Below are 17,804 nucleotides of genomic sequence, written 5' to 3'. Positions count from 1 at the left end.
CGCCGCGTGATGGCAGGTAGCCAAGGGGAAGGGAGCTCAGTCCTCGTTGGCGCTGCGGGCATTGCGCGCGAGCACCATGAGCTCCTGCTGGGAATGCACGCCGCACTTCGCGAAGATGCTGCGCACGTGCGTGCTCACCGTGTTGATGGACACCACGAGCTCGTCGCGGATGAACGGCCTGCTGCGGCCTTCCAGCAGCAGCACGGCTACGTCCGTCTCGCGATTCGTGAGTCCGTAGGCCGCCTGCAGCGTCCGAGCTTCTTGCAGGCAGGGCGGCGCGTCCGGCCTGCCTGCGCCGGATGTGCCCTCAAGGGGGTCTGAACCCTGCGTCGCATGCCTCTCGCTCGGGCGGCTGAACACCCAAGTGGGATTGAACCCAGTGACCATAGCAGCGAATATGACGGCGGCCATGAGCCCGATGGACACCTGCATCATGCCGTGCTCGTCCATCGATCCCATCACGTACAGCCCGATGATGCAGCCGGCAAAGATGCCGATCCCCTCGGCCAGCGCATAGGTGCCGAACAGCCGCAGCGCGCCGCCGTTCGAGCGGTGCAGGTGCTTGCAGATGCCTATCCAGCAGCCGAACTGCACGCCGAACATGCCCAGGAAGTTGATGGCGTAGGCCAGCATGCGCAGCTCGGGATTGCCGTAGTCGGCGAACAGGGGCAGATAGCTCAGCATGAACAACGGCAGACTCCAGCGGTAAGCCAGCGAGATGTTCAGGTAACGCGACATCCTCAGGCACAGCAGGAACATGACGAGCGAGAGCACGCAGGCGAACGAGAAGGGCAGCAGGTAGTGTGTGAAGCGGTCGCCGGTGAGCTCGGGCGTGGAGATGATGCGGAAGAAGGCCACCTGCACCCACGACACCACCACGAGCACTGCGAACGAGAGCAGACCCTGCCGCCCGTCCGTCCACGGAGCATCCCGCCGCGCCGTGCAGGCCGGCGCGGCCGAGTCCGCGCGCTCGCGCACCGCGAAGAATGCCGAGGCGGCTATCATGACGGCAAGCGCTATGAAGAAGGGCTCGTGCCCCTGTTTCGTCAGCAGCAGCACGAAGTACAGCGCGAAGGCGAGCGTGAACGAAAGCGGCACGGCGAACTCCGTGTACGCCTCGTCGTAGGAACCGAGCCGTGCGCCCCACAGCGCCACGAACAGTGCGATGGCGAGGCCGGTGAGCGCACCTCCCACAGGGTAGAGCTGCCAGAATAGGCCGGGAAAGTCGGCCCAGGCCACCATGGTAACGTAGTTGCCCGCCACGGCGCACAGGAGCGCCAGCACCCCGACCGTGCGGCCGTGCAGCAGCCGGTCGGGCGCCGGGTGGAACCGAGCTGCCACGATCCCCGCCAGGCCTCCGAGCGCCTCGAACAGTCCGCTGACCATCCACACGTGCTCCAGATTGTACACGGTTGTCACGCCGACGGGCGAATTCTCGTAACTCGCCAGGCCGCAGCCGAACAGGCTGCAGAACACCCAAGCGAGAAAGAGCGCGAAACCGAGGGTCTCACGCAAGTAGAGCGATTTGTAGCGGACGCAGTATTCTCTCATGTTTCCTCCCGGCGAAGATTATAGGGCACCGGCCCCGGTGCCCTGACGGGAACCATTGTCTGACAATGAGGGTAATGATTGTCTGAACAGGTGCGATGTAAATATCACTCGATCAGGTGAGGCAGAAAACACGGCTTGTCCGCATCAATATCCCTCGACTAGGTGATGTGCCCGCTTTTCTGCTCTCCTAGAATCTGCGCTTGGAAAACCCCGAATATCTTAGGAGGAGGAAGAATGGGGGAAATGAACATAGATCGACGCACGTTCGTCGGGGCGATGGGTGCGCTTGGCGCGCTCTCGCTCGCAGGCGTGGGCCTAGGATCGCAGGCTTCGGCAGCCATCGCGGCAGACACCGCGTTTCCGGCACCGGCAACCGGTAAGCCCATCGAGGCAAAGGTTGATCCCAAGACCGGCGACGTGGCTGTCAATGAGGACGTTATCGTGCGCTACTCGGGTTGCGTGGGCTGCTACAGCTCGTGTGGCAACCGCGTGAAGCTCGATCGTGCCACCGGGCGCGTGCTGGGTGTGGGTGGCAACCCTTACAACCCTGCGTGCGCGTATCCGTACTTGAATCACGAGGAGCCGCTCGAGGAAGCGTACCGCTCGATGAGCTACGCACACGGCAAGGGTAACCAACTGCACGGCACTGTGTGCGGCCGCGGCAACGGCACGCTCGACGCCGTGAGCCAGCCCGACCGTATCACCGTGCCGCTCAAGCGCGCCGGTGCCCGCGGTGAGGGCAAATGGAAGGCCATCGGCTGGGACCAGCTTATTAAAGAAGTTACGGAGGGCGGCAAGCTGTTCGCCGAGATTGGTGAGGATCGCGACATCGAGGGCTTCAAGGCTCTCTGCGATACCAAGACGCCCATGAACCCCGAACAGCCCGACCTCGGCCCCGTGTCGAACCAGCTTGTCATGCTCGGCGGTCGCGCCGACGGCCGCGGTGCGTTCAGCAGCCGCTTTGCCGCCACGTTCGGCACGCTCAACCAGTACGGCCACGTGTCGAGCTGCGCTGGTGCCAACGGGGCCGGATCGCTTCTGCAAGAAGCCGTGAACACTATGATGCCCGACCCGGAAGAGGCCGAGTACGCGCTGTGGTTCGGTGGCTTCCCTGGTGCGAGTGGCATCAACTTCCAGAGCTCGGCCAAGCGCACCACGAAAAACCTTGCTGCCGGCAAGCTCAAGATCGACGTCATCGATCCCACGCTTGCAAACGGTGCGGTCACGCCCACCATTCCCGGCATCAACTGGGTGCCTATCAAGCCGGCCACGAACGGCGCGTTCGCCTCGGCCCTCACGCGCAGCATTATCGACAACAAGCGCCACAACGCGCAGTTCCTCGCGTTTCCGAACCAGGAGGCGGCGGTGGCGGGTGGCTACGCGTCGCACACGAACGCCAGCTACTTGGTTATCGTGGACGAGTCCCATCCGAACTTCCGCAAGCTCATGCGCGCGGCGGACGCCGGCATTGAGGTGCCGGACGTCAAGGATAAGACCGGCAAGCCTGTCGAGCAGTACGTGGTCATCGACGCAGCCACGAACGCGCCCAGCGCGCATTCGCAGAGCGCCGCGGGCGTGCTCGAGTACGAGGGCGAGGTCAACGGCGTGAAGGTGCGCACGGGCTTCCTCATGCTCAAAGACACGGTGAGCGCCTACACCATGGACGAGTACGCCGAGATCACGGGCATCCCGGTAGATGAGCTTGAGCGCATCGCGTACGAGTACACCGACCATGGCGTGAAGACGAGCATCTGGGCCAACGGCGGCTCCTGCATCGCGGTCAACGGTTTGGACGCCTCCATGGGCACGGTGGCACTGCGCGCCCTCATCGGATCGAACCAGATGACCGGCGGCAACGTGCCGTACAGCATGACGCCCGTGGCCATGGGCAACGGCGCCCGCTACAAGCTGGGCGACATTGCGGGCAAGCCCGACGTGTCGGCCAAGAACGCCGCCGCCATCTCCCGTACCGGTAAGGCGTGGGAGACCACGGCCGAGTACAAGAATCGCGTGGCGGCCGGCGAGAAGGATCCCACCCCTGCGCTGCCTTGGTATCCCAACGCGCCGCTTTCCGACGCACAGACGCTCATGTCTATCGTCAACCGCTATCCCTATCAGGCGAAGATCCTCACCACGTGGATGAACAACGTGCTGCAGGCCACGCCGGGTGCCATGCGCGACGAAGTGATCGAGCGCTTCAAGGACCCGGAGTACGTGCCGCTGCACATCGCATGCGACCTGGTGGTGGGCGAGGGCACTCAGTACGCCGACTACATCGTGCCCGATGTGAGCCAGTACGAGAGCTTCGGCGTGCCCCAGGTGGGCACCGCCTTCACCGGCTACGGCTCCACGGTGCGCTGGCAGGTGAAGGTGCCTGAGAGCATCGAGTTGGCCGACGGACGCCATGCCAGCTGGGAGGCATTCCTCACAGATGTGGCCAAGGCATGCGAGCTGCCCGGTTGGGGAGAGGGCGCTATCAAGGATGTCGACGGCAACGCCTGGCCGCTCAACGACGCGTGTGACTATTACTTGAAAGCGGTGGCGAACCTTGCCTACGGCGAGACGCCGGTGGAGGACCTCTCCGCCGAGGAAGCGCGCCTGCAGGGCCTCGACGAGCTGCCCGAGGCGTTTTCGGCCGCAGTGTCGGAGGCGGAGTGGCCGAAGGTGCAGAGCGTGCTCTCGCGCGGCGGGCGCTACTGGCCCATGTCCTATATCTACGGCGACGGTGGCCGTAGCAAGTGGTACAAGGACAACTACTGTGCCTTCGTGTACAGCGAGAAGCGCGCGCTGACGAAGAACTGCTATTCCGGCGAGCGTCTGCCCGGCACGCTGCACTACCGTCCCCAGACGTTCAGCGACCTGTCGCGCATGACCGACCGGTTCTCGACCGAGGAATTCCCCTTCACGGCCTCTGAGCACAAGCCCCGTTTCCGCTCGGTGTCGATGCTGGCGAACAGCCCCATCATGCGCGATTTGTGCGATCACAACTACGTTGAGATCAACGAGGAGGACGCCGCCGCCCTCGGCATTGCCGACGGCGACACGGTGAAGATCACGAACCCCTTGGGAGATGTGAGCACGGGCGAGGCCATGGTGCGCGCTGGTCAGGTGAAGGGCGCGTTCAGCTCGTCGTTTGGCTACGGGCACCGAGCCTACGGCGCCCAGGATGTCGAGGTGGATGGCACGCTGGTGAAGGGCAATCCCGCCATCGCCACCGGCACCTTCGTCACCACGATGCTTGACCCCACCGTCACGGTGGACGGCGTGATGGGCATCATCGCCGACAACGACGCCTCGTGCCCCGGGCGCTCCGGCGGCATGTTCAAGATCGAGAAAGCGTAAGGAGGACCTACCATGAGCAAACAGAGATTGGGCACGGTCGTTGACCTCGCGCTCTGCATCGGCTGCAATGCGTGCGCGGTGGCCTGCAAGCAGGAGAACGACGTACCCCTCACCAAATTCAACACGTGGGTGGAGAGCTGGGATGTTGACGACGGCGGACGCATCAGCCGCGCCAATTTGCCCAAGCTGTGCAACCACTGCGAGAACCCGGCGTGCGTGAGCGTGTGCCCGACCGGCGCCAGCTACGTTGCCGACGACGGCACGGTGCAGATCGACGTGAGCAAGTGCATCGGCTGCAAATACTGCATGGCCGCCTGTCCCTTCGGCGTGCGCTACACCAACGACGAGACGGGCGATGTGCACAAGTGCACGTTCTGCCACCACCGCACGGCAAACGGCCTGCTGCCCGCTTGCGCAGGAACGTGCGTCACCCACGCGCGCCTGTTCGGCGACTTGAACGATCCGGAGAGCGACGTATCCAAACGGCTTGCCGAGGCGGACGACGCCCAGGTGCTCTTCGCCGATATGGGCATGAACCCGTCGGTACACTACCTGGGCTTGGACAAGATGATGGGCATGGAGCGCGTGAGCGCCGTGCATAAGGGCGGCAACGTGAAGACGCCCTACGAGGGGAGGCAGTAAATGGTTTGGGACGGCATAGTCGCCTGCGACTTGTTCTTCGCCGGCATGGGCGCGTGGACGTTCGTGTTCGCGGTGCTGGCTGCAGGCAGGGATGATGCGTCGAGGAAAGCAAAGCTCGCGGGCGTGGCGGTGGCGTTCGTCGCCGTGGCGCTCGGCGCGCTCATCTTGGCGGTCGACGCGCGCGGGGGTCTGTTGAACCCGCTGCGCTACTTCAACCTGCTGGGCAACTTCGGGTCTGTCATGACCTGGGGCGTGGTGCTCATCAGCCTGTTTTTGGTGGGTGCGTTCGTCTGTGGCGTGCTGCTGGTGCTGAAGCGCAACGTGCCGCGCGCGCTGGAGGTGGTGACGGCCGTGTTGGGCGTGGGCGTGTCGCTGTACACGGGCGTGCTCCTGAGCACCGCGCCGGCGTTCCCGCTGTGGAACCTGGCCGTGCTGCCGGTGGCGTTCGTGGTGTCGGCAGCCTACACGGGCTACGCCGCCTACGCGCTGGCAGCTCGCTTTACGCTGCCGAGCGGCACGGCGCTGCCTGCTTGGACGGGCAAGGTGGCGCTCGTCCTGCCCGTGCTCGAGGTAGTGGCGCTTGTGGCGCTTCTGGTGGTGGTGTCCGCTACGACGGGCAGTGCGGCTCCGTACGCGATCCAGTCGGTAGCGAACCTACTCACCGGCAGCAATGCCGTCGTGTTCTGGGGCGGGGTCGTGGCTGTGGGCCTCGCGGCGCCGTTTGCCCTGGCCCTCGTGCGTACCCGCAAGGGCGAGGCGGCTCCCAGCTGGTTTGGCGTCGCCGAGGCCGTGTGCATCCTGACGGGCGGTTTCGCATTCCGCTACGCCGTCATCATGGCTGCCGTGCCGATGTTCGCCTAGGGAGGCGGCTGGAATATGGCTGACCCGATGCCGATCATGAAGGATGCTCCGAAGGCGCGCTCGCCCGAAGAGCTGCAAGGCTTCGCCGTCGTCGCCGAGGCCTGCGCCGAGGCGTTCCTGAACGAGCCCTCCGCGCAGATCGTGGACGACGTGGCCCGCGTGGCGCGGGCGCTTGGCGACGGCCGCCTCGACGGCGTCGTTGCCGACGAGGCGCTGCGGCAGCGCTACAGCGAGCGCTTCTTCGTGCCGACGGGCCCGCTCTACGTGCCGCTCTCCGAGTGCAGCGTGCGCGGCGCGGCCGAGGAGGAGGGCCGTGTGCGGTACGCGCCCGTCTCGGGCGCCCGGGCCGACCACGTGCTGAGGTGCTACCGGGCCGTCGGCTTCGACTACCGGGCGCTCGCGGGCTTCGGCCCTGCCGTGGGCAGCCTGCGCCCCGACTCGCTGGCCGCCGAGCTCGCGTTCATGGCGTTTTTGGCTCGCGCGGCCGCCGAAGCGGCGGGGGAGGACCCGGCGGCGTCCGAGCGCGCGTCGGAGCTGCTGCGCCAGTTCGCCCGCGAGCATGCGAACGCGTGGCTGCCGAGGGCCGCCCGCCTGCTGGCTGCCGAGGGCCGCCCGCCTGCTGGCTGCCGGCGCCGACGACCTCTACGCCCGCACGGCCGCTTTGGCCGCGGATGCGGTGGGGTCGATCGGGGCATAATGGTGCTCTGCGCAGCTGCGGGTCGCCGATGCTAGAAGGTGCCGATCAACAGGCGCGGGGCCGGCGGCCCCGCGCTTGCTTCCTTTTTGCGAAACTGCATATTTCTTGCCGAAACACCGAAAATAATGCAAATCGCGCTCATAATCCCTGCAAAAGTCGTATACTAATCCTCGACCTTTAAGGCGGTACGGAGAGACCGACAAGGTGCGCAGCATAGCTTTCCCAGGATAACGTGCGCCTTTGTCCCCGACGAAGGCGTTTTTTCGTATATGCTGCCCGAGCGGAAGGATGATTTTGAGCGAGATAGCGAACAAGCTCTTGGAGGGAACGTCGAAGCCCGCGCCCCGGCCGGCGGCGCTCGTGCTGGAGGACGGCGCGGTGTTCCGCGGCACGGCGTGCGGCGCGCCCGGCGAGGTGTACGGCGAGATCTGCTTCAACACGTCGCTCGAGGGCTACCTCGAGGTGATAACCGACCCGTCCTACGCCGGCCAGATAATCACCATGACGTATCCGCAGATCGGCAACTACGGCGTGAACCCCGATGACGCCCAGGCGGGAGAGCCCGCGCTGCGCGGCCTCGTGGTGCGCGACATGTGCGCGGTGCCGTCGAACTGGCGCAGCGCGCAGAGCCTGCCCGACTACCTGCGCGAGCACGGCGTCGTGGCCGTGGAGGGCGTGGACACCCGCGCGCTCGTGCGCCACGTGCGCGACCATGGCGCCCAGCGCGCGGTGCTCTCGACCGTCGACGTGGACGAGGCGAGCCTCTTGGCGAAGGTGCGAGCGAGCGAGCCCCTCGTGGGGCAGAACCTCGCCGCCACGGTGTCGTGCGCGGAGCCGTACGCCGTGGGCGCGGGCGACCTGCCCGCGAGCCATGCGTTCGCCGTCGTGCCGGCCGCGTCCGCGCGCCACCGCGTGGTCGCCTACGACTGCGGCGCGAAGCGCTCCATCCTCCAGAACCTCGTGCGCTCGGGCTACGAGCTCACGGTCGTGCCGTGGGACACGCCGGCGGAAGAGGTGCTGGCCATGGAACCCGACGGCGTGTTCCTGTCGAACGGCCCCGGTGACCCCGAGGCCGTGGAGGGCACGTACTCCCAGGTGGAGAAGTTGCTGGGAGAGGTGCCCGTGTTCGGCATCTGCCTTGGGCACCAGATGATCGCGAAGGCCGCCGGCGCCGGGATCGAGAAGCTCAAGTTCGGCCACCGCGGCGGCAACCATCCCGTGATGAACCTGCTCACGGGCCGCGTGGAGATCACGGCGCAGAACCACGGCTTCGGCCTTCTGTTCCCCAGCCTGGGCGCGCTCGTGCCGGAGCTCTCGGGCGGCTTCAAGGGCCACGAGGACGACCTGCGCTTCTGGGCGCGCTCCGGCATCGCGCCGGTCGTGGACAACGAGCGCTTCGGCCGCATCCGCCTCACGCACGTGAACCTCAACGACGGCACGGCCGAGGGCGTCGCCTTCCTCGACATCCCCGCGTTCAGCGTGCAATACCATCCCGAGGCCTCGCCCGGGCCCACAGACGCGCACTACCTGTTCACCGCCTTCGGCCGCCTGATGGACGGCCGCGAGGACTACCTGGACATCGATATCGCCGCCGACCGCCTGGCCGGCTGGACGTTCGGCGAGCAGGCTGCCACCGTGGCGGGGGCGGAAGGAGGCTCCCATGCCTAAGCGCACCGACATCGACACTATCCTCGTCATCGGGTCCGGCCCCATCGTCATCGGGCAGGCGTGCGAGTTCGACTACTCGGGCGCGCAGGCCTGCAAGGTGCTGAAGGCCGACGGCTACCGCGTGGTGCTCGTGAACAGCAACCCCGCCACCATCATGACCGACCCGGGCCTGGCCGACCGCACCTACGTGGAGCCCATCACGCCCGAGTTCGTGGAGCAGGTCATCGCCAAGGAGCGCCCCGACGCGCTTTTGCCCACGCTCGGCGGCCAGACCGGCCTCAACACGGCCGTCGACCTCGCGCGTGCCGGCGTGCTGGAGAAGTACGGCGTTGAGATGATCGGCTGCGACCTGGCCGCCATCGAGCGCGGCGAGGACCGCAAGCTCTTCAACGAGTGCATGGCGGAGCTCGGCATCGAGACGTCGCGCTCGGGCTACGCCTACTCCCTTGCCGACGCCGAGGCCATCGTGGCCGAGCTCGGCTACCCCGTGGTGCTGCGCCCCTCGTTCACGCTCGGCGGCGCGGGCGGCGGCATCGCGCACGATCCGGCCGAGCTGCACGAGATCGTGGGCCAGGGCCTGGAGCTGTCGCCGGCCGGCGAGGTGCTCGTGGAGGAGAGCATCGAGGGCTGGAAGGAATACGAGATGGAGGTCATGCGCGACCATGCCGGCAACGGCATCATCGTGTGCTCCATCGAGAACTTCGACGCTATGGGCGTGCACACGGGCGACTCCATCACGGTGGCCCCCGCGCAGACGCTCTCCGACGTGGAGTACCAGCGCATGCGCGCCGCGTCGCTCGCCATCCTGGAGAAGATCGGCGTGGAGACCGGCGGCTCCAACGTGCAGTTCGCCGTCAACCCCGACAACGGGCGCATGATCGTGATCGAGATGAATCCCCGCGTGTCGCGCTCCTCGGCGCTCGCGTCGAAGGCCACCGGGTTCCCCATCGCGAAGGCGGCGGCGAAGCTGGCCGTGGGCTACACGCTCGACGAGATCGTGAACGACATCACGAAGGCCACCCCGGCGTGCTTCGAGCCGTCAATCGACTACTGCGTGGTGAAGGTTCCCCGCTTCGCGTTCGAGAAGTTCCAGGGCACCGACGACACGCTGTCCACGCGCATGAAGGCCGTGGGCGAGGTCATGGCCATCGGCCGCACGTTCGAGGAGGCGCTCGGCAAGGCCATGCGCTCGCTCGAGAACGGCCGTGCGGGCCTGGGCGCGGACGGGAAGGACGCGGGCCTGCCGGACGGCGAGGCGTTCGACGACCTCGTGGCGCGTCCCACGGCCGACCGCGTGTTCTACCTGGCCGAGGCGCTGCGCCGCGGCTGGACGGTGGAGCGCGTGTGCGCGGCCACCGGCATCGACCCCTTCTTCATTGCGCGCATGGCCGACATCGTGCGCGTGCAGGAGAACCTGCGCGGCATGCACCTCGACGAGCTGGATGCCGACGCGTTCCGCCTGCTCAAGCGCATGGGCCTCTCCGACGCGCAGATCGCGCACCTCACGGGCTCCGACGAGCTCACCGTGCGCACGTGCCGGAAGCTTCTGGGCGTGAGGCCGGCGTTCAAGACCGTCGACACCTGCGCGGCCGAGTTCCCTAGCTCCACGGCCTACCACTACAAAACCTACGACGCCGACGAGACCGAGGTCGCGCCGAAGACGCGCAAGCGCGCGATGATCCTGGGAGCCGGCCCGAACCGCATCGGCCAGGGCATCGAGTTCGACTACTGCTGCGTGCATGCGAGCTACGCGCTTGCCGAGGCCGGCTTCGAGACCATCATGGTGAACTGCAACCCCGAGACCGTGTCCACTGACTACGACACGTCCGACAAGCTCTACTTCGAGCCGCTCACGTTCGAGGACGTCATGGACATCGTGGACGTCGAGCGCCCGGACGGCGTGGTGGTCACGCTGGGCGGTCAGACGCCGCTCAAGCTGGCGAACGCGCTCGCGGAGGCGGGGGTACCCATCATGGGGACCTCGCCGGAGGCGATCGACCTGGCCGAGGACCGCGACCGCTTCAGCGCCATCCTCGACGAGATGGCCATCACCTACCCGGCCGCCGGCATGGCCTCCACCTACCAGGAGGCCTGCGTCGTGGCCGACCAGATAGGGTTCCCCCTGCTCGTGCGCCCCAGCTACGTGCTGGGCGGGCGCGGCATGGGCATCGTCTACGACGGCGCGCAGCTGGAGAAGTACATGGCCGAGGCCGCGAAGATATCGCCCGACCACCCGGTGTACCTCGACCGCTTCCTCGAGGGGGCGGTGGAGGTGGACCTCGACGCGCTCTGCGACGGCGAGGCGGTGTACGTGGGCGGCGTGCTCGAGCACATCGAGATGGCCGGCATCCACTCGGGCGACTCGGCCTGCTGCACGCCGCCGTTCGCGCTGTCGGAGGCGCTGGTGTCGCAGCTGCGAAGCGTCGCGCGCGACCTGGCGCTGCGCCTGGGCGTGGTGGGCCTCATCAATATCCAGTTCGCCATCAAGGACCAGGTCATCTACATCATCGAGGCCAACCCGCGCGCCAGCCGCACCGTGCCGTTCGTGTCCAAGGCCACCGGCGTGCCGCTGGCGAAGATGGCCGCGCGCATCATGGCGGGCGAGAGGATCGCCGACCTGGGCCTGCCTCCCGACGACCGGCGCCTCGAGCACTACAGCGTGAAGGAGGCCGTCATGCCCTTCGGCCGCTTCCCCGGCGCGGACACGGTGCTCGGCCCCGAGATGAAGTCCACCGGCGAGGTCATGGGCATCGCCGGCAACTTCCCGGCCGCGTTCGCGAAGACGCAGCTGGCCATCAGCTACGCGCTGCCCGAGGGCGGCACCGTGTTCATCAGCGTGTGCGACCGCGACAAGCGCGCCATCGTGTCCATCGCGCGCGACATCGTGCGCCTGGGCTTCAAGGTGGTGGCCACGGGAGGCACGGCCCGCGCCCTGCGCGCGGCGGGCGTGGACTGCGAGGAAGTGAAGAAGGTGCACGAGGGCGCCCCCAACGTGCTCGACCGCATCGCCGCCGGCGAGATAGCGCTCATGATCAACACGCCGTTCGGCCATGCCACGCGCGCCGACGGCTACGAGCTGCGCCTCGAGGCCGTGAAGCACGGCGTGACCCACGTCACGAACCTGGCCGGCGCCCAGGCCATGGTTGCCGGCATGGAGATGGCCCGCGCGAACGGCCTGTCCGTCGTGGCCCTGCAAGACCTGCCCCAGTGGGGGTAGGGAGACGCGGATGACCTAGTGCCGGCAGCTTCGCTCGTCAGCAGCTGCCGGCACCACGCATGGAGCTTGCCATACAGCACGATCGGTGATAAGATATCTATAAAGATATCTTTAGAAAGGTGCGTGGATGTCAAGGATCGCCGACAAGGTAACGCAGCTTTGCGCCTGGGGCACGTCGCGTGCCGTCCGCATTCCCAAGGACATGTGCGAGCGCATGGGGATCGATGTGGGCGCGCGCTTGACGATGAGCCTCGGACATGACGAGCGCGGCTCGTTCATGCTCGTTCGTCCCGAGGAAGCCGAGCATCGCGCCTATCGAGATATCCCCTATGTTTCCATGGACGAGCTTTTTGCGGGATACACGGGGGACTACCAACCAGGGGAATGCGATTGGGGCAAGGACTTGGGCGCCGAGGTGATTCCGTGATCCTCGAGCAAGGCGATGTCATCATGGTCGATTTCAACCCGTCGATCGGCCATGAGCCGGCAAAGATCCGTCCAGCTGTTGTGGTGAGCGGTTACGGTTTCAATTCGCGTGCGAACCTGGTTGCCGTCGTGCCGACAACCACCAAGGACAACGGGTACCCGCTTCATTTGCCTGCGAAGTGCTCAGGGCGCTCAATAGGCTTCGCCTGCGTGGAGTTGTTGCGGACCATAGACGTAAGGCAACGCGGGTACGAGTACTTCGGATGCGCAGACGATGAAACCGTGCGCTCTATCCTCGCTTCCATTCGGGGAATGCTGGAGCTGCGTTAATCCTTAGCTGTTCAGGAACTCCGCGAGCAGGCGGTCGGGGTCTTCCAGGAAGCGGTGGAGGGCGTCCCATTCCATGGTCTGCTCGAGGCTTACGCGGCGCACCTCGTCCTCGAACTGGTAGATGACCGCCCCCGGCGCCGAGAGCAGGATGGGGGAGTGCGTGGCCACGACCAGCTGCGACCCCGCGTTGGCCAGCCGCACGATCTCGGCCAGAAGCGCCACCTGCCCCAGCTGCGAGAGCCCCGTCTCGGGCTCGTCGAGCACGTAGAAGCCTTCGCCGCCGAAGCGGCGCGACACGAGCGCGAGGATGCCCTCGCCGTGCGAGCGGGCGTGCAGCGACCGTCCGCCGAAGTAGCGTTGGTCGTCCTCGAGCGCGTCCATCTCCGATATGAGATTGAACAGCGTGTCGGAGCGCACGAGGAAGCTGTCGCGCGGCCGGCAGATGCCCTTGAGCAGGCGCACGTGGTCGCAGAGCTCAGAATGGCCGTCGTGCACGGAGAACGTGTAGTTGCGCGAGCCGCCCTCGGGGTTGAGGCCGTAGGCGATGCCCATCGCCTCCAGCAGCGTCGACTTGCCCGTGCCGTTCTCGCCGCAGAAGAACGTGATGGGCTGTCCCAGGTCGAGCGCCCGCAGGCTCGCGATGGCCGGCACGTTGAACGGATAGACGCCCTTGTCGGGAACGTCCGCCCAGTCGATGGCGAGCGAGGTGACGAAGACGTTGTCGCGCATGGCGTGCTCCTCTCATCCGCTTATGTCTTTTCGCAAATGCTACTATAGCTCCAAAAGCGCCATCTCGCATGACGCGCGGATAGGCGGGAGGATAGGGAATGAGCGGCATCGAAGTTGAACGGCTCGCAGCGGACGATGATCTGGCAGCGGTGGCGCGCGTGTACGTGCGCAGCTGGCGGCACGCCTACTGGGGCATCGTGCCGCAGGACTTTCTCGACACGCTGTCTGAAGGGTTCTGGCAGCTGGGCCTTGAGCAGAGCGTCGATCGCACGTTCGTCGCCCGCGAAGGCGGCGAGATAGTCGGCGTGTGCACCTACGGGCCCGCCCGCGTCGAGGCGTTCGCGGGATGGGGCGAGGTCGTGTCGCTCTACGTGCAACCGGAGCGCATGGGGCGCGGCATCGGCTCGAAGCTGCTCGGTGCGGCGCTCGAGGCGCTCGCAACCGAGGGCTTCGAGGACGCCTATCTCTGGGTGCTCGCCGACAACGCGTCCGCGCGCGCCTTCTACGAGAAGCGCGGGTTCCAGCTGATCGAGCGCGAGAACGCCGTCGAAATCGCGGGCGAGCGCCTGCTCGAGGCCTGCTATGCGAAGGCGCTCGACTGAGCAGCCGCTCCTGCGCGTCACGACGCGTGCGGCTCGTCTACGCGCTTCATCAGGTAGGCGGCCACCTCGGGGAAGTCGCGCACGACGCGCATGAGCGTGTCGGCGGTGCGGTTCTGGAACACCGAGCCCCTCTCCCAGCGCACGACTGTCTTCGGCCCCGCTCCGATGAGCTTCTCGAACTTGGCCTGCGAGAGTCCCAGGGCCTGCCGGAGCTCCCTCACCTCGTCGCCCGAGAGCAGCCCGTTGTCGCGCTTGTACTGGTCGACCGCGCGCCGGTGGATGATGCCATCCATCCCTCCTTCGAGGTAGATTTCGCCGCAGCTGGCGCACAGGCAGTAGTCGGCATCGTCTACGACGATCTGCTCGCCTTTGACGTCCCACTCGATCGGTCCATGGATATCCATGATCTTGCCGCCACACACTGGGCACTTTGTCATCATTACCATGCGCAACCCCATTCCTTGCACGACATGAGCATGACGGTAGCTACGTCGCCTTCGACGATGAACTTCACGTATAAGCAGACGGAGACGCCATCTTCATTGTAGTCGCAGCAATACACGTCCGCCCAAGAGCCGTCGTCGCGTCTCGACTTGAGCGATTTCACGAACTCTTTTTCCTGAAGGGAAAGGATTATGCGTCGCGCGAGGATTGGGCTGAAACCGTGGTTTCGCAGCCAGGACGTGCTCTTCTTCGAAGCGCTGTACCGGCCCTCCCGGACCAACCGTTTCACCTCTGCGAGGTCGTGGCGCGGCTCCTTCCCTTTCATGGTAGCACCTTGCTACCATCTGCAGTATACGGAACGGGCACGCGAATTGCAAGAGGGCTGGGCATGTCGCCACCTCCCTGTCGAAGCACGGCTGTCCCCGAGAGGGTTAGGAGGTCGCTCCAGCCACCAATAGAACTTATGTACGTATTGTAATATGATTCGAACGATAAGGGAACATATGTTTGTGCATACTATTTGAATTCGAATGCGGACATACGCAGCGGACGACGGGGCTTGCTACACTTGGTTCGTCTCATTGTTTCATATGATTCCCTGACGAGGGCAGCCGTACCAGGATCGCAAAGACGGCGCGTTGCTTCACGGAAGGGAGTCTTCTCATGGCATGGATCGTTCTGGTGGCTTCGGGCGTCTTGGAGGCGGTGTGGGCCACCGCGCTCGGACGGGCGGAGGGGTTCACCAAACTCGCCCCGTCCCTCGTGTTCCTCGTCGCGCTCGTCATGAGCATGGCGGGGTTGTCGTACGCGGTCAAATCGCTGCCCACGGGCACGGCGTACGCCGTCTGGGTGGGCATCGGCGCCTCGCTCACGGTCGTCTACGGCATGCTCTCGGGAACCGAGCCCGTATCGGTGGCGAAGGTGCTGCTCATAGCAGGCCTCATCGCGTGCGTCGTCGGTCTGAAGCTCGTTCACGACGCGGGATGACATCGGGCGATCCTCCGCATTCCCGTCCCTGCGCGGGCATCCTCCTTTATACTGAAGCGAAAGGCGTGCCACACCACGACGAGCGAGGAGATTCGCCTTATGGACGACGAGCTGACGTTCTCAACCCGCGACGAGTTCAGGGCGTGGTTAGGCGATAACGGCGAGGCGAGCGGCGGCGTGTGGCTCGTGTTCGGCAAGTCCGGCGGCCCGAAGACGCTCAAGGCGTCCGAGGCGCTGGAGGAGGCGCTCTGCTTCGGCTGGATCGACGGGCGCATGCAGCGCATCGACGACGCGTCCTACCGCAAGTACTTCGCCCCGCGCCGCGCGAAGAGCGTGTGGTCTGAAAAGAACAAAGCGCTTGCGCGCGAGCTCGAGCGGCGCGGCCTCATGGCCGACGCGGGCAAGCGCGCCATCGAGGCGGCTAAGCGCAACGGCAGCTGGGACGCGAAGAAGGCCCCGGACGTCACCGAGGAGGACACGGCGGCCCTCGAGGCGATCATAGCCGGCCACGAGCCTGCGGCCTCGAACTTCCGCGCCATGTCGCCGTCGGTGCGGCGCACCTACACGCGCGCGTACTTCGACGCCAAGACCGACGCCGGCCGCGAGAAGCGCCTCGCCTGGATGCTCGACCGCCTCGAGCGCAACCTGAAGCCCATGTAGCAGGGCCGCGCCTTCATCGCGCGCCCTCCTTCAGGAACTCCACGATCTCGCACTCCTGCTCGGCGGTGAAGGCGCCCATGTGGGCGCGGCCTCTCATGAGGCGGCACGTGACGTTCGGGATGATGGCCTCGGCCTGCGGGAGGACGCGCGCGGCGGGGAAGAGGCGGTCGGCGTCGCTCGCCATCACGAGCGTCGGCGCCGTGCAGGCGGCCATGCGCTCGGGGTCGACGTCGGTGGGCATGCCGGCCTTCACCTTCGCATGGTCGATGGTGGCCCTCGCCGTAGCCAGCGTCTCGGCGTCGATGACGTCGGGCGCGCCGGCCATGGGCAGGAGCGTCTTCACGAACCACTCCTCCCGGCGCGTGAACAAATGCATGACCATTGGCCCCATCATGCTCATCGAGTGCCACACCGGCGCGTTCTTGATGCCGGAGGGAACGAACAGCACCGCGCGCTCCACCTTCTCGGGTGCGGCGCACATGAGCTTCGCCAGGATGCCCGCGCCGAACGAACCGCCGATGCAGCGCATGCGCGCGAACCCCAAGGCGTCGATCACCTGCGCGGCCCATTCGCCGTACGCGTAGCCGGAAGGCGGCAGGCACGTCTCATCGCTTTTGCCGGGGTGGCCGATGGTGTCCACCGCGAGCACGCGGAAGTCGCCGCGCAGCAGGAGGGGGGACGTGATGAGGTTGTGCGCTGTCGTGGAGTTGCCGCCGTGGAACGAGAGCAGCGGGACCGCCTCCGGGTCGCCGGTGACCACCACGTGCGTGCGCCCGAACGCCGTGTCCACGTAGACGTCCTCGAATGGACAGCCGATGCGGGAGAGCTGCTCGTCGTACAGGTCGAGGACGGCTCGCTTGCCCTCGGCGCTCTTGTAGAGGGATTTCACGGCGCTCACGCCTCCTTCGACTTAGCCCTCGGAGGGCGGGCGGCCCCGCGCTTGACGGTCACGTCCAGCGCCGCGAGCGCGTCCAGCACTTCATGGGCGGCAGCGTCTGCCTGGGCTGCGTCCAAGCCGCGCTCATCCACCACCTCGCGCACGGCCGCCGCGTAGTCGCGCTTTTGCCGCTCGTTCAGCTCGGTCCAGTCCACGTGGGCGAACCCCTCGGCCATATCGTTGTCGAAGGGCAGCCGTCCCTGCGCCATGAGCACGGCGATGACGGGGTAGCCCGCGTAGCCCTGCCAGTAGGTGGCGTTGTCGTTCGAGGAGTAGGTTCCGCCGTCCTCGCTCCACGTCACCGTGTACGCCTTCGCGCCGTTCGACGAGGCCACCGTCGCGCGCCGATCCTCGCCGTCGAGCGACACGCGCCCGTCTGCCAGCGCGCTCCACGCCTCGAATACCTTCGCCAAAGGCGGCATCTTCTCCATCATCGCTCCCGTTCTCGCGTCGCCTGTCGATGGCAGTATACCCCTCGGCTTAGCGATCCGGCCAAGCCGATGGTAGATTGGCAAGCCGATTCGCCCGACGAGAGGGAAGGGCACCGCCTCGAACGGAACGTGAAGGTTGCCGTCATCGGATACGCAGGTTCTGGAAAATCCACGTTCGCCCGCAGGCTGGGCGATGCGCTCTGCATTCCGGTGCAGCATCTCGACCAGGTGTTCTACACTTCAAATTGGCAGGAGCGTGACAAAGGGGAGGCGCGGAACC

Annotated in this window: 17 protein-coding genes and 1 riboswitch; of the genes, 11 read left to right on the top strand and 6 right to left on the bottom strand. The window is 66.2% G+C overall.

Annotation, left to right across the window (positions count from 1 at the left end; all coding sequences use genetic code 11):
- Positions 1 to 36: 36 nt before the first annotated feature.
- Positions 37 to 1,551, bottom strand: coding sequence for a helix-turn-helix transcriptional regulator (locus BN3560_RS00555; RefSeq protein WP_096226574.1), 1,515 nt, complete (start codon positions 1,549 to 1,551; stop codon positions 37 to 39).
- Positions 1,552 to 1,794: 243 nt separating this feature from the next.
- On the opposite strand from BN3560_RS00555, the gene BN3560_RS00550 reads away from it, so the two are divergent.
- The 8 genes from BN3560_RS00550 to BN3560_RS00515 all read left to right on the top strand — a co-directional run bounded on the left by BN3560_RS00550 (position 1,795) and on the right by BN3560_RS00515 (position 12,734).
- Entirely contained in the window at positions 1,795 to 4,893 is a 3,099-nt protein-coding gene (locus BN3560_RS00550; protein ID WP_157780520.1) for a molybdopterin dinucleotide binding domain-containing protein, read from the top strand.
- A gap of 12 nt (positions 4,894 to 4,905) precedes the next feature.
- Positions 4,906 to 5,535 carry a 4Fe-4S dicluster domain-containing protein gene (locus BN3560_RS00545; RefSeq protein ID WP_096226572.1) on the top strand — a complete coding sequence of 210 codons (630 nt, stop codon included), beginning with the start codon at positions 4,906 to 4,908 and terminating at the stop codon, positions 5,533 to 5,535.
- The gene (nrfD, locus tag BN3560_RS00540; RefSeq protein ID WP_096226571.1) at positions 5,536 to 6,396 is read left to right on the top strand and encodes an NrfD/PsrC family molybdoenzyme membrane anchor subunit; all 861 of its coding nucleotides are present in this window, start codon (positions 5,536 to 5,538) and stop codon (positions 6,394 to 6,396) included. It begins immediately after the preceding gene.
- Between the two features lie 15 nt (positions 6,397 to 6,411).
- Positions 6,412 to 7,128, top strand: a complete 717-nt coding sequence (locus BN3560_RS00535) for a molecular chaperone TorD family protein (protein WP_096226570.1) — start codon at positions 6,412 to 6,414, stop codon at positions 7,126 to 7,128.
- A 259-nt stretch (positions 7,129 to 7,387) separates the two neighbouring features.
- Entirely contained in the window at positions 7,388 to 8,761 is a 1,374-nt protein-coding gene (gene carA / locus BN3560_RS00530; protein ID WP_096226569.1) for a glutamine-hydrolyzing carbamoyl-phosphate synthase small subunit, read from the top strand.
- The gene (gene carB / locus BN3560_RS00525; RefSeq protein ID WP_096226568.1) at positions 8,754 to 11,978 is read left to right on the top strand and encodes a carbamoyl-phosphate synthase large subunit; all 3,225 of its coding nucleotides are present in this window, start codon (positions 8,754 to 8,756) and stop codon (positions 11,976 to 11,978) included. Before carA ends, carB begins: the two co-directional genes overlap by 8 nt.
- Positions 11,979 to 12,105: 127 nt before the next feature.
- Positions 12,106 to 12,405 (top strand): AbrB/MazE/SpoVT family DNA-binding domain-containing protein, encoded by a 300-nt coding sequence (locus BN3560_RS00520; protein ID WP_096226567.1) that lies wholly within the window; start codon positions 12,106 to 12,108, stop codon positions 12,403 to 12,405.
- The gene (locus BN3560_RS00515; protein ID WP_157780519.1) at positions 12,402 to 12,734 is read left to right on the top strand and encodes a type II toxin-antitoxin system PemK/MazF family toxin; all 333 of its coding nucleotides are present in this window, start codon (positions 12,402 to 12,404) and stop codon (positions 12,732 to 12,734) included. Before BN3560_RS00520 ends, BN3560_RS00515 begins: the two co-directional genes overlap by 4 nt.
- 3 nt (positions 12,735 to 12,737) lie before the next feature.
- Here BN3560_RS00515 and BN3560_RS00510 read toward each other — a convergent pair whose 3' ends face one another.
- Positions 12,738 to 13,463 (bottom strand): AAA family ATPase, encoded by a 726-nt coding sequence (locus BN3560_RS00510; protein ID WP_096226565.1) that lies wholly within the window; start codon positions 13,461 to 13,463, stop codon positions 12,738 to 12,740.
- A gap of 98 nt (positions 13,464 to 13,561) precedes the next feature.
- Between BN3560_RS00510 and BN3560_RS00505 the strand changes: the two genes are divergently transcribed.
- A complete protein-coding gene (locus BN3560_RS00505) occupies positions 13,562 to 14,065 on the top strand; it encodes a GNAT family N-acetyltransferase (protein WP_096226564.1) in 504 nt (167 codons plus the stop codon).
- A gap of 17 nt (positions 14,066 to 14,082) precedes the next feature.
- Here BN3560_RS00505 and BN3560_RS00500 read toward each other — a convergent pair whose 3' ends face one another.
- Together BN3560_RS00500 and BN3560_RS00495 are read right to left on the bottom strand one after the other, a co-directional pair.
- Entirely contained in the window at positions 14,083 to 14,511 is a 429-nt protein-coding gene (locus BN3560_RS00500) for a type II TA system antitoxin MqsA family protein (RefSeq protein ID WP_227115570.1), read from the bottom strand.
- Positions 14,505 to 14,834, bottom strand: coding sequence for a type II toxin-antitoxin system MqsR family toxin (locus BN3560_RS00495; RefSeq protein WP_096226562.1), 330 nt, complete (start codon positions 14,832 to 14,834; stop codon positions 14,505 to 14,507). Before BN3560_RS00495 ends, BN3560_RS00500 begins: the two co-directional genes overlap by 7 nt.
- Positions 14,835 to 15,084: 250 nt before the next feature.
- Positions 15,085 to 15,149, top strand: a riboswitch (guanidine-III (ykkC-III) riboswitch).
- A gap of 23 nt (positions 15,150 to 15,172) precedes the next feature.
- Between BN3560_RS00495 and BN3560_RS00490 the strand changes: the two genes are divergently transcribed.
- Both BN3560_RS00490 and BN3560_RS00485 read left to right on the top strand, forming a co-directional pair.
- Positions 15,173 to 15,496 (top strand): DMT family transporter, encoded by a 324-nt coding sequence (locus BN3560_RS00490; protein WP_096226561.1) that lies wholly within the window; start codon positions 15,173 to 15,175, stop codon positions 15,494 to 15,496.
- A 99-nt stretch (positions 15,497 to 15,595) separates the two neighbouring features.
- A complete protein-coding gene (locus BN3560_RS00485) occupies positions 15,596 to 16,156 on the top strand; it encodes a YdeI/OmpD-associated family protein (protein ID WP_096226560.1) in 561 nt (186 codons plus the stop codon).
- A gap of 13 nt (positions 16,157 to 16,169) precedes the next feature.
- Here the strand turns inward: BN3560_RS00485 and BN3560_RS00480 are convergent, their stop codons facing one another.
- Both BN3560_RS00480 and BN3560_RS00475 read right to left on the bottom strand, forming a co-directional pair.
- Positions 16,170 to 17,045 carry an alpha/beta fold hydrolase gene (locus BN3560_RS00480; protein WP_096228537.1) on the bottom strand — a complete coding sequence of 292 codons (876 nt, stop codon included), beginning with the start codon at positions 17,043 to 17,045 and terminating at the stop codon, positions 16,170 to 16,172.
- Positions 17,046 to 17,050: 5 nt separating this feature from the next.
- Positions 17,051 to 17,527 (bottom strand): hypothetical protein, encoded by a 477-nt coding sequence (locus BN3560_RS00475; RefSeq protein WP_096226559.1) that lies wholly within the window; start codon positions 17,525 to 17,527, stop codon positions 17,051 to 17,053.
- Positions 17,528 to 17,804 lie beyond the last annotated feature (277 nt).

Source organism: Gordonibacter urolithinfaciens (assembly GCF_900199375.1).
Taxonomy (GTDB): domain Bacteria; phylum Actinomycetota; class Coriobacteriia; order Coriobacteriales; family Eggerthellaceae; genus Gordonibacter; species Gordonibacter urolithinfaciens.
The sequence above is the reverse complement of the archived record's forward strand: the minus strand, read 5'-3'. Positions and strand labels throughout refer to the sequence as shown.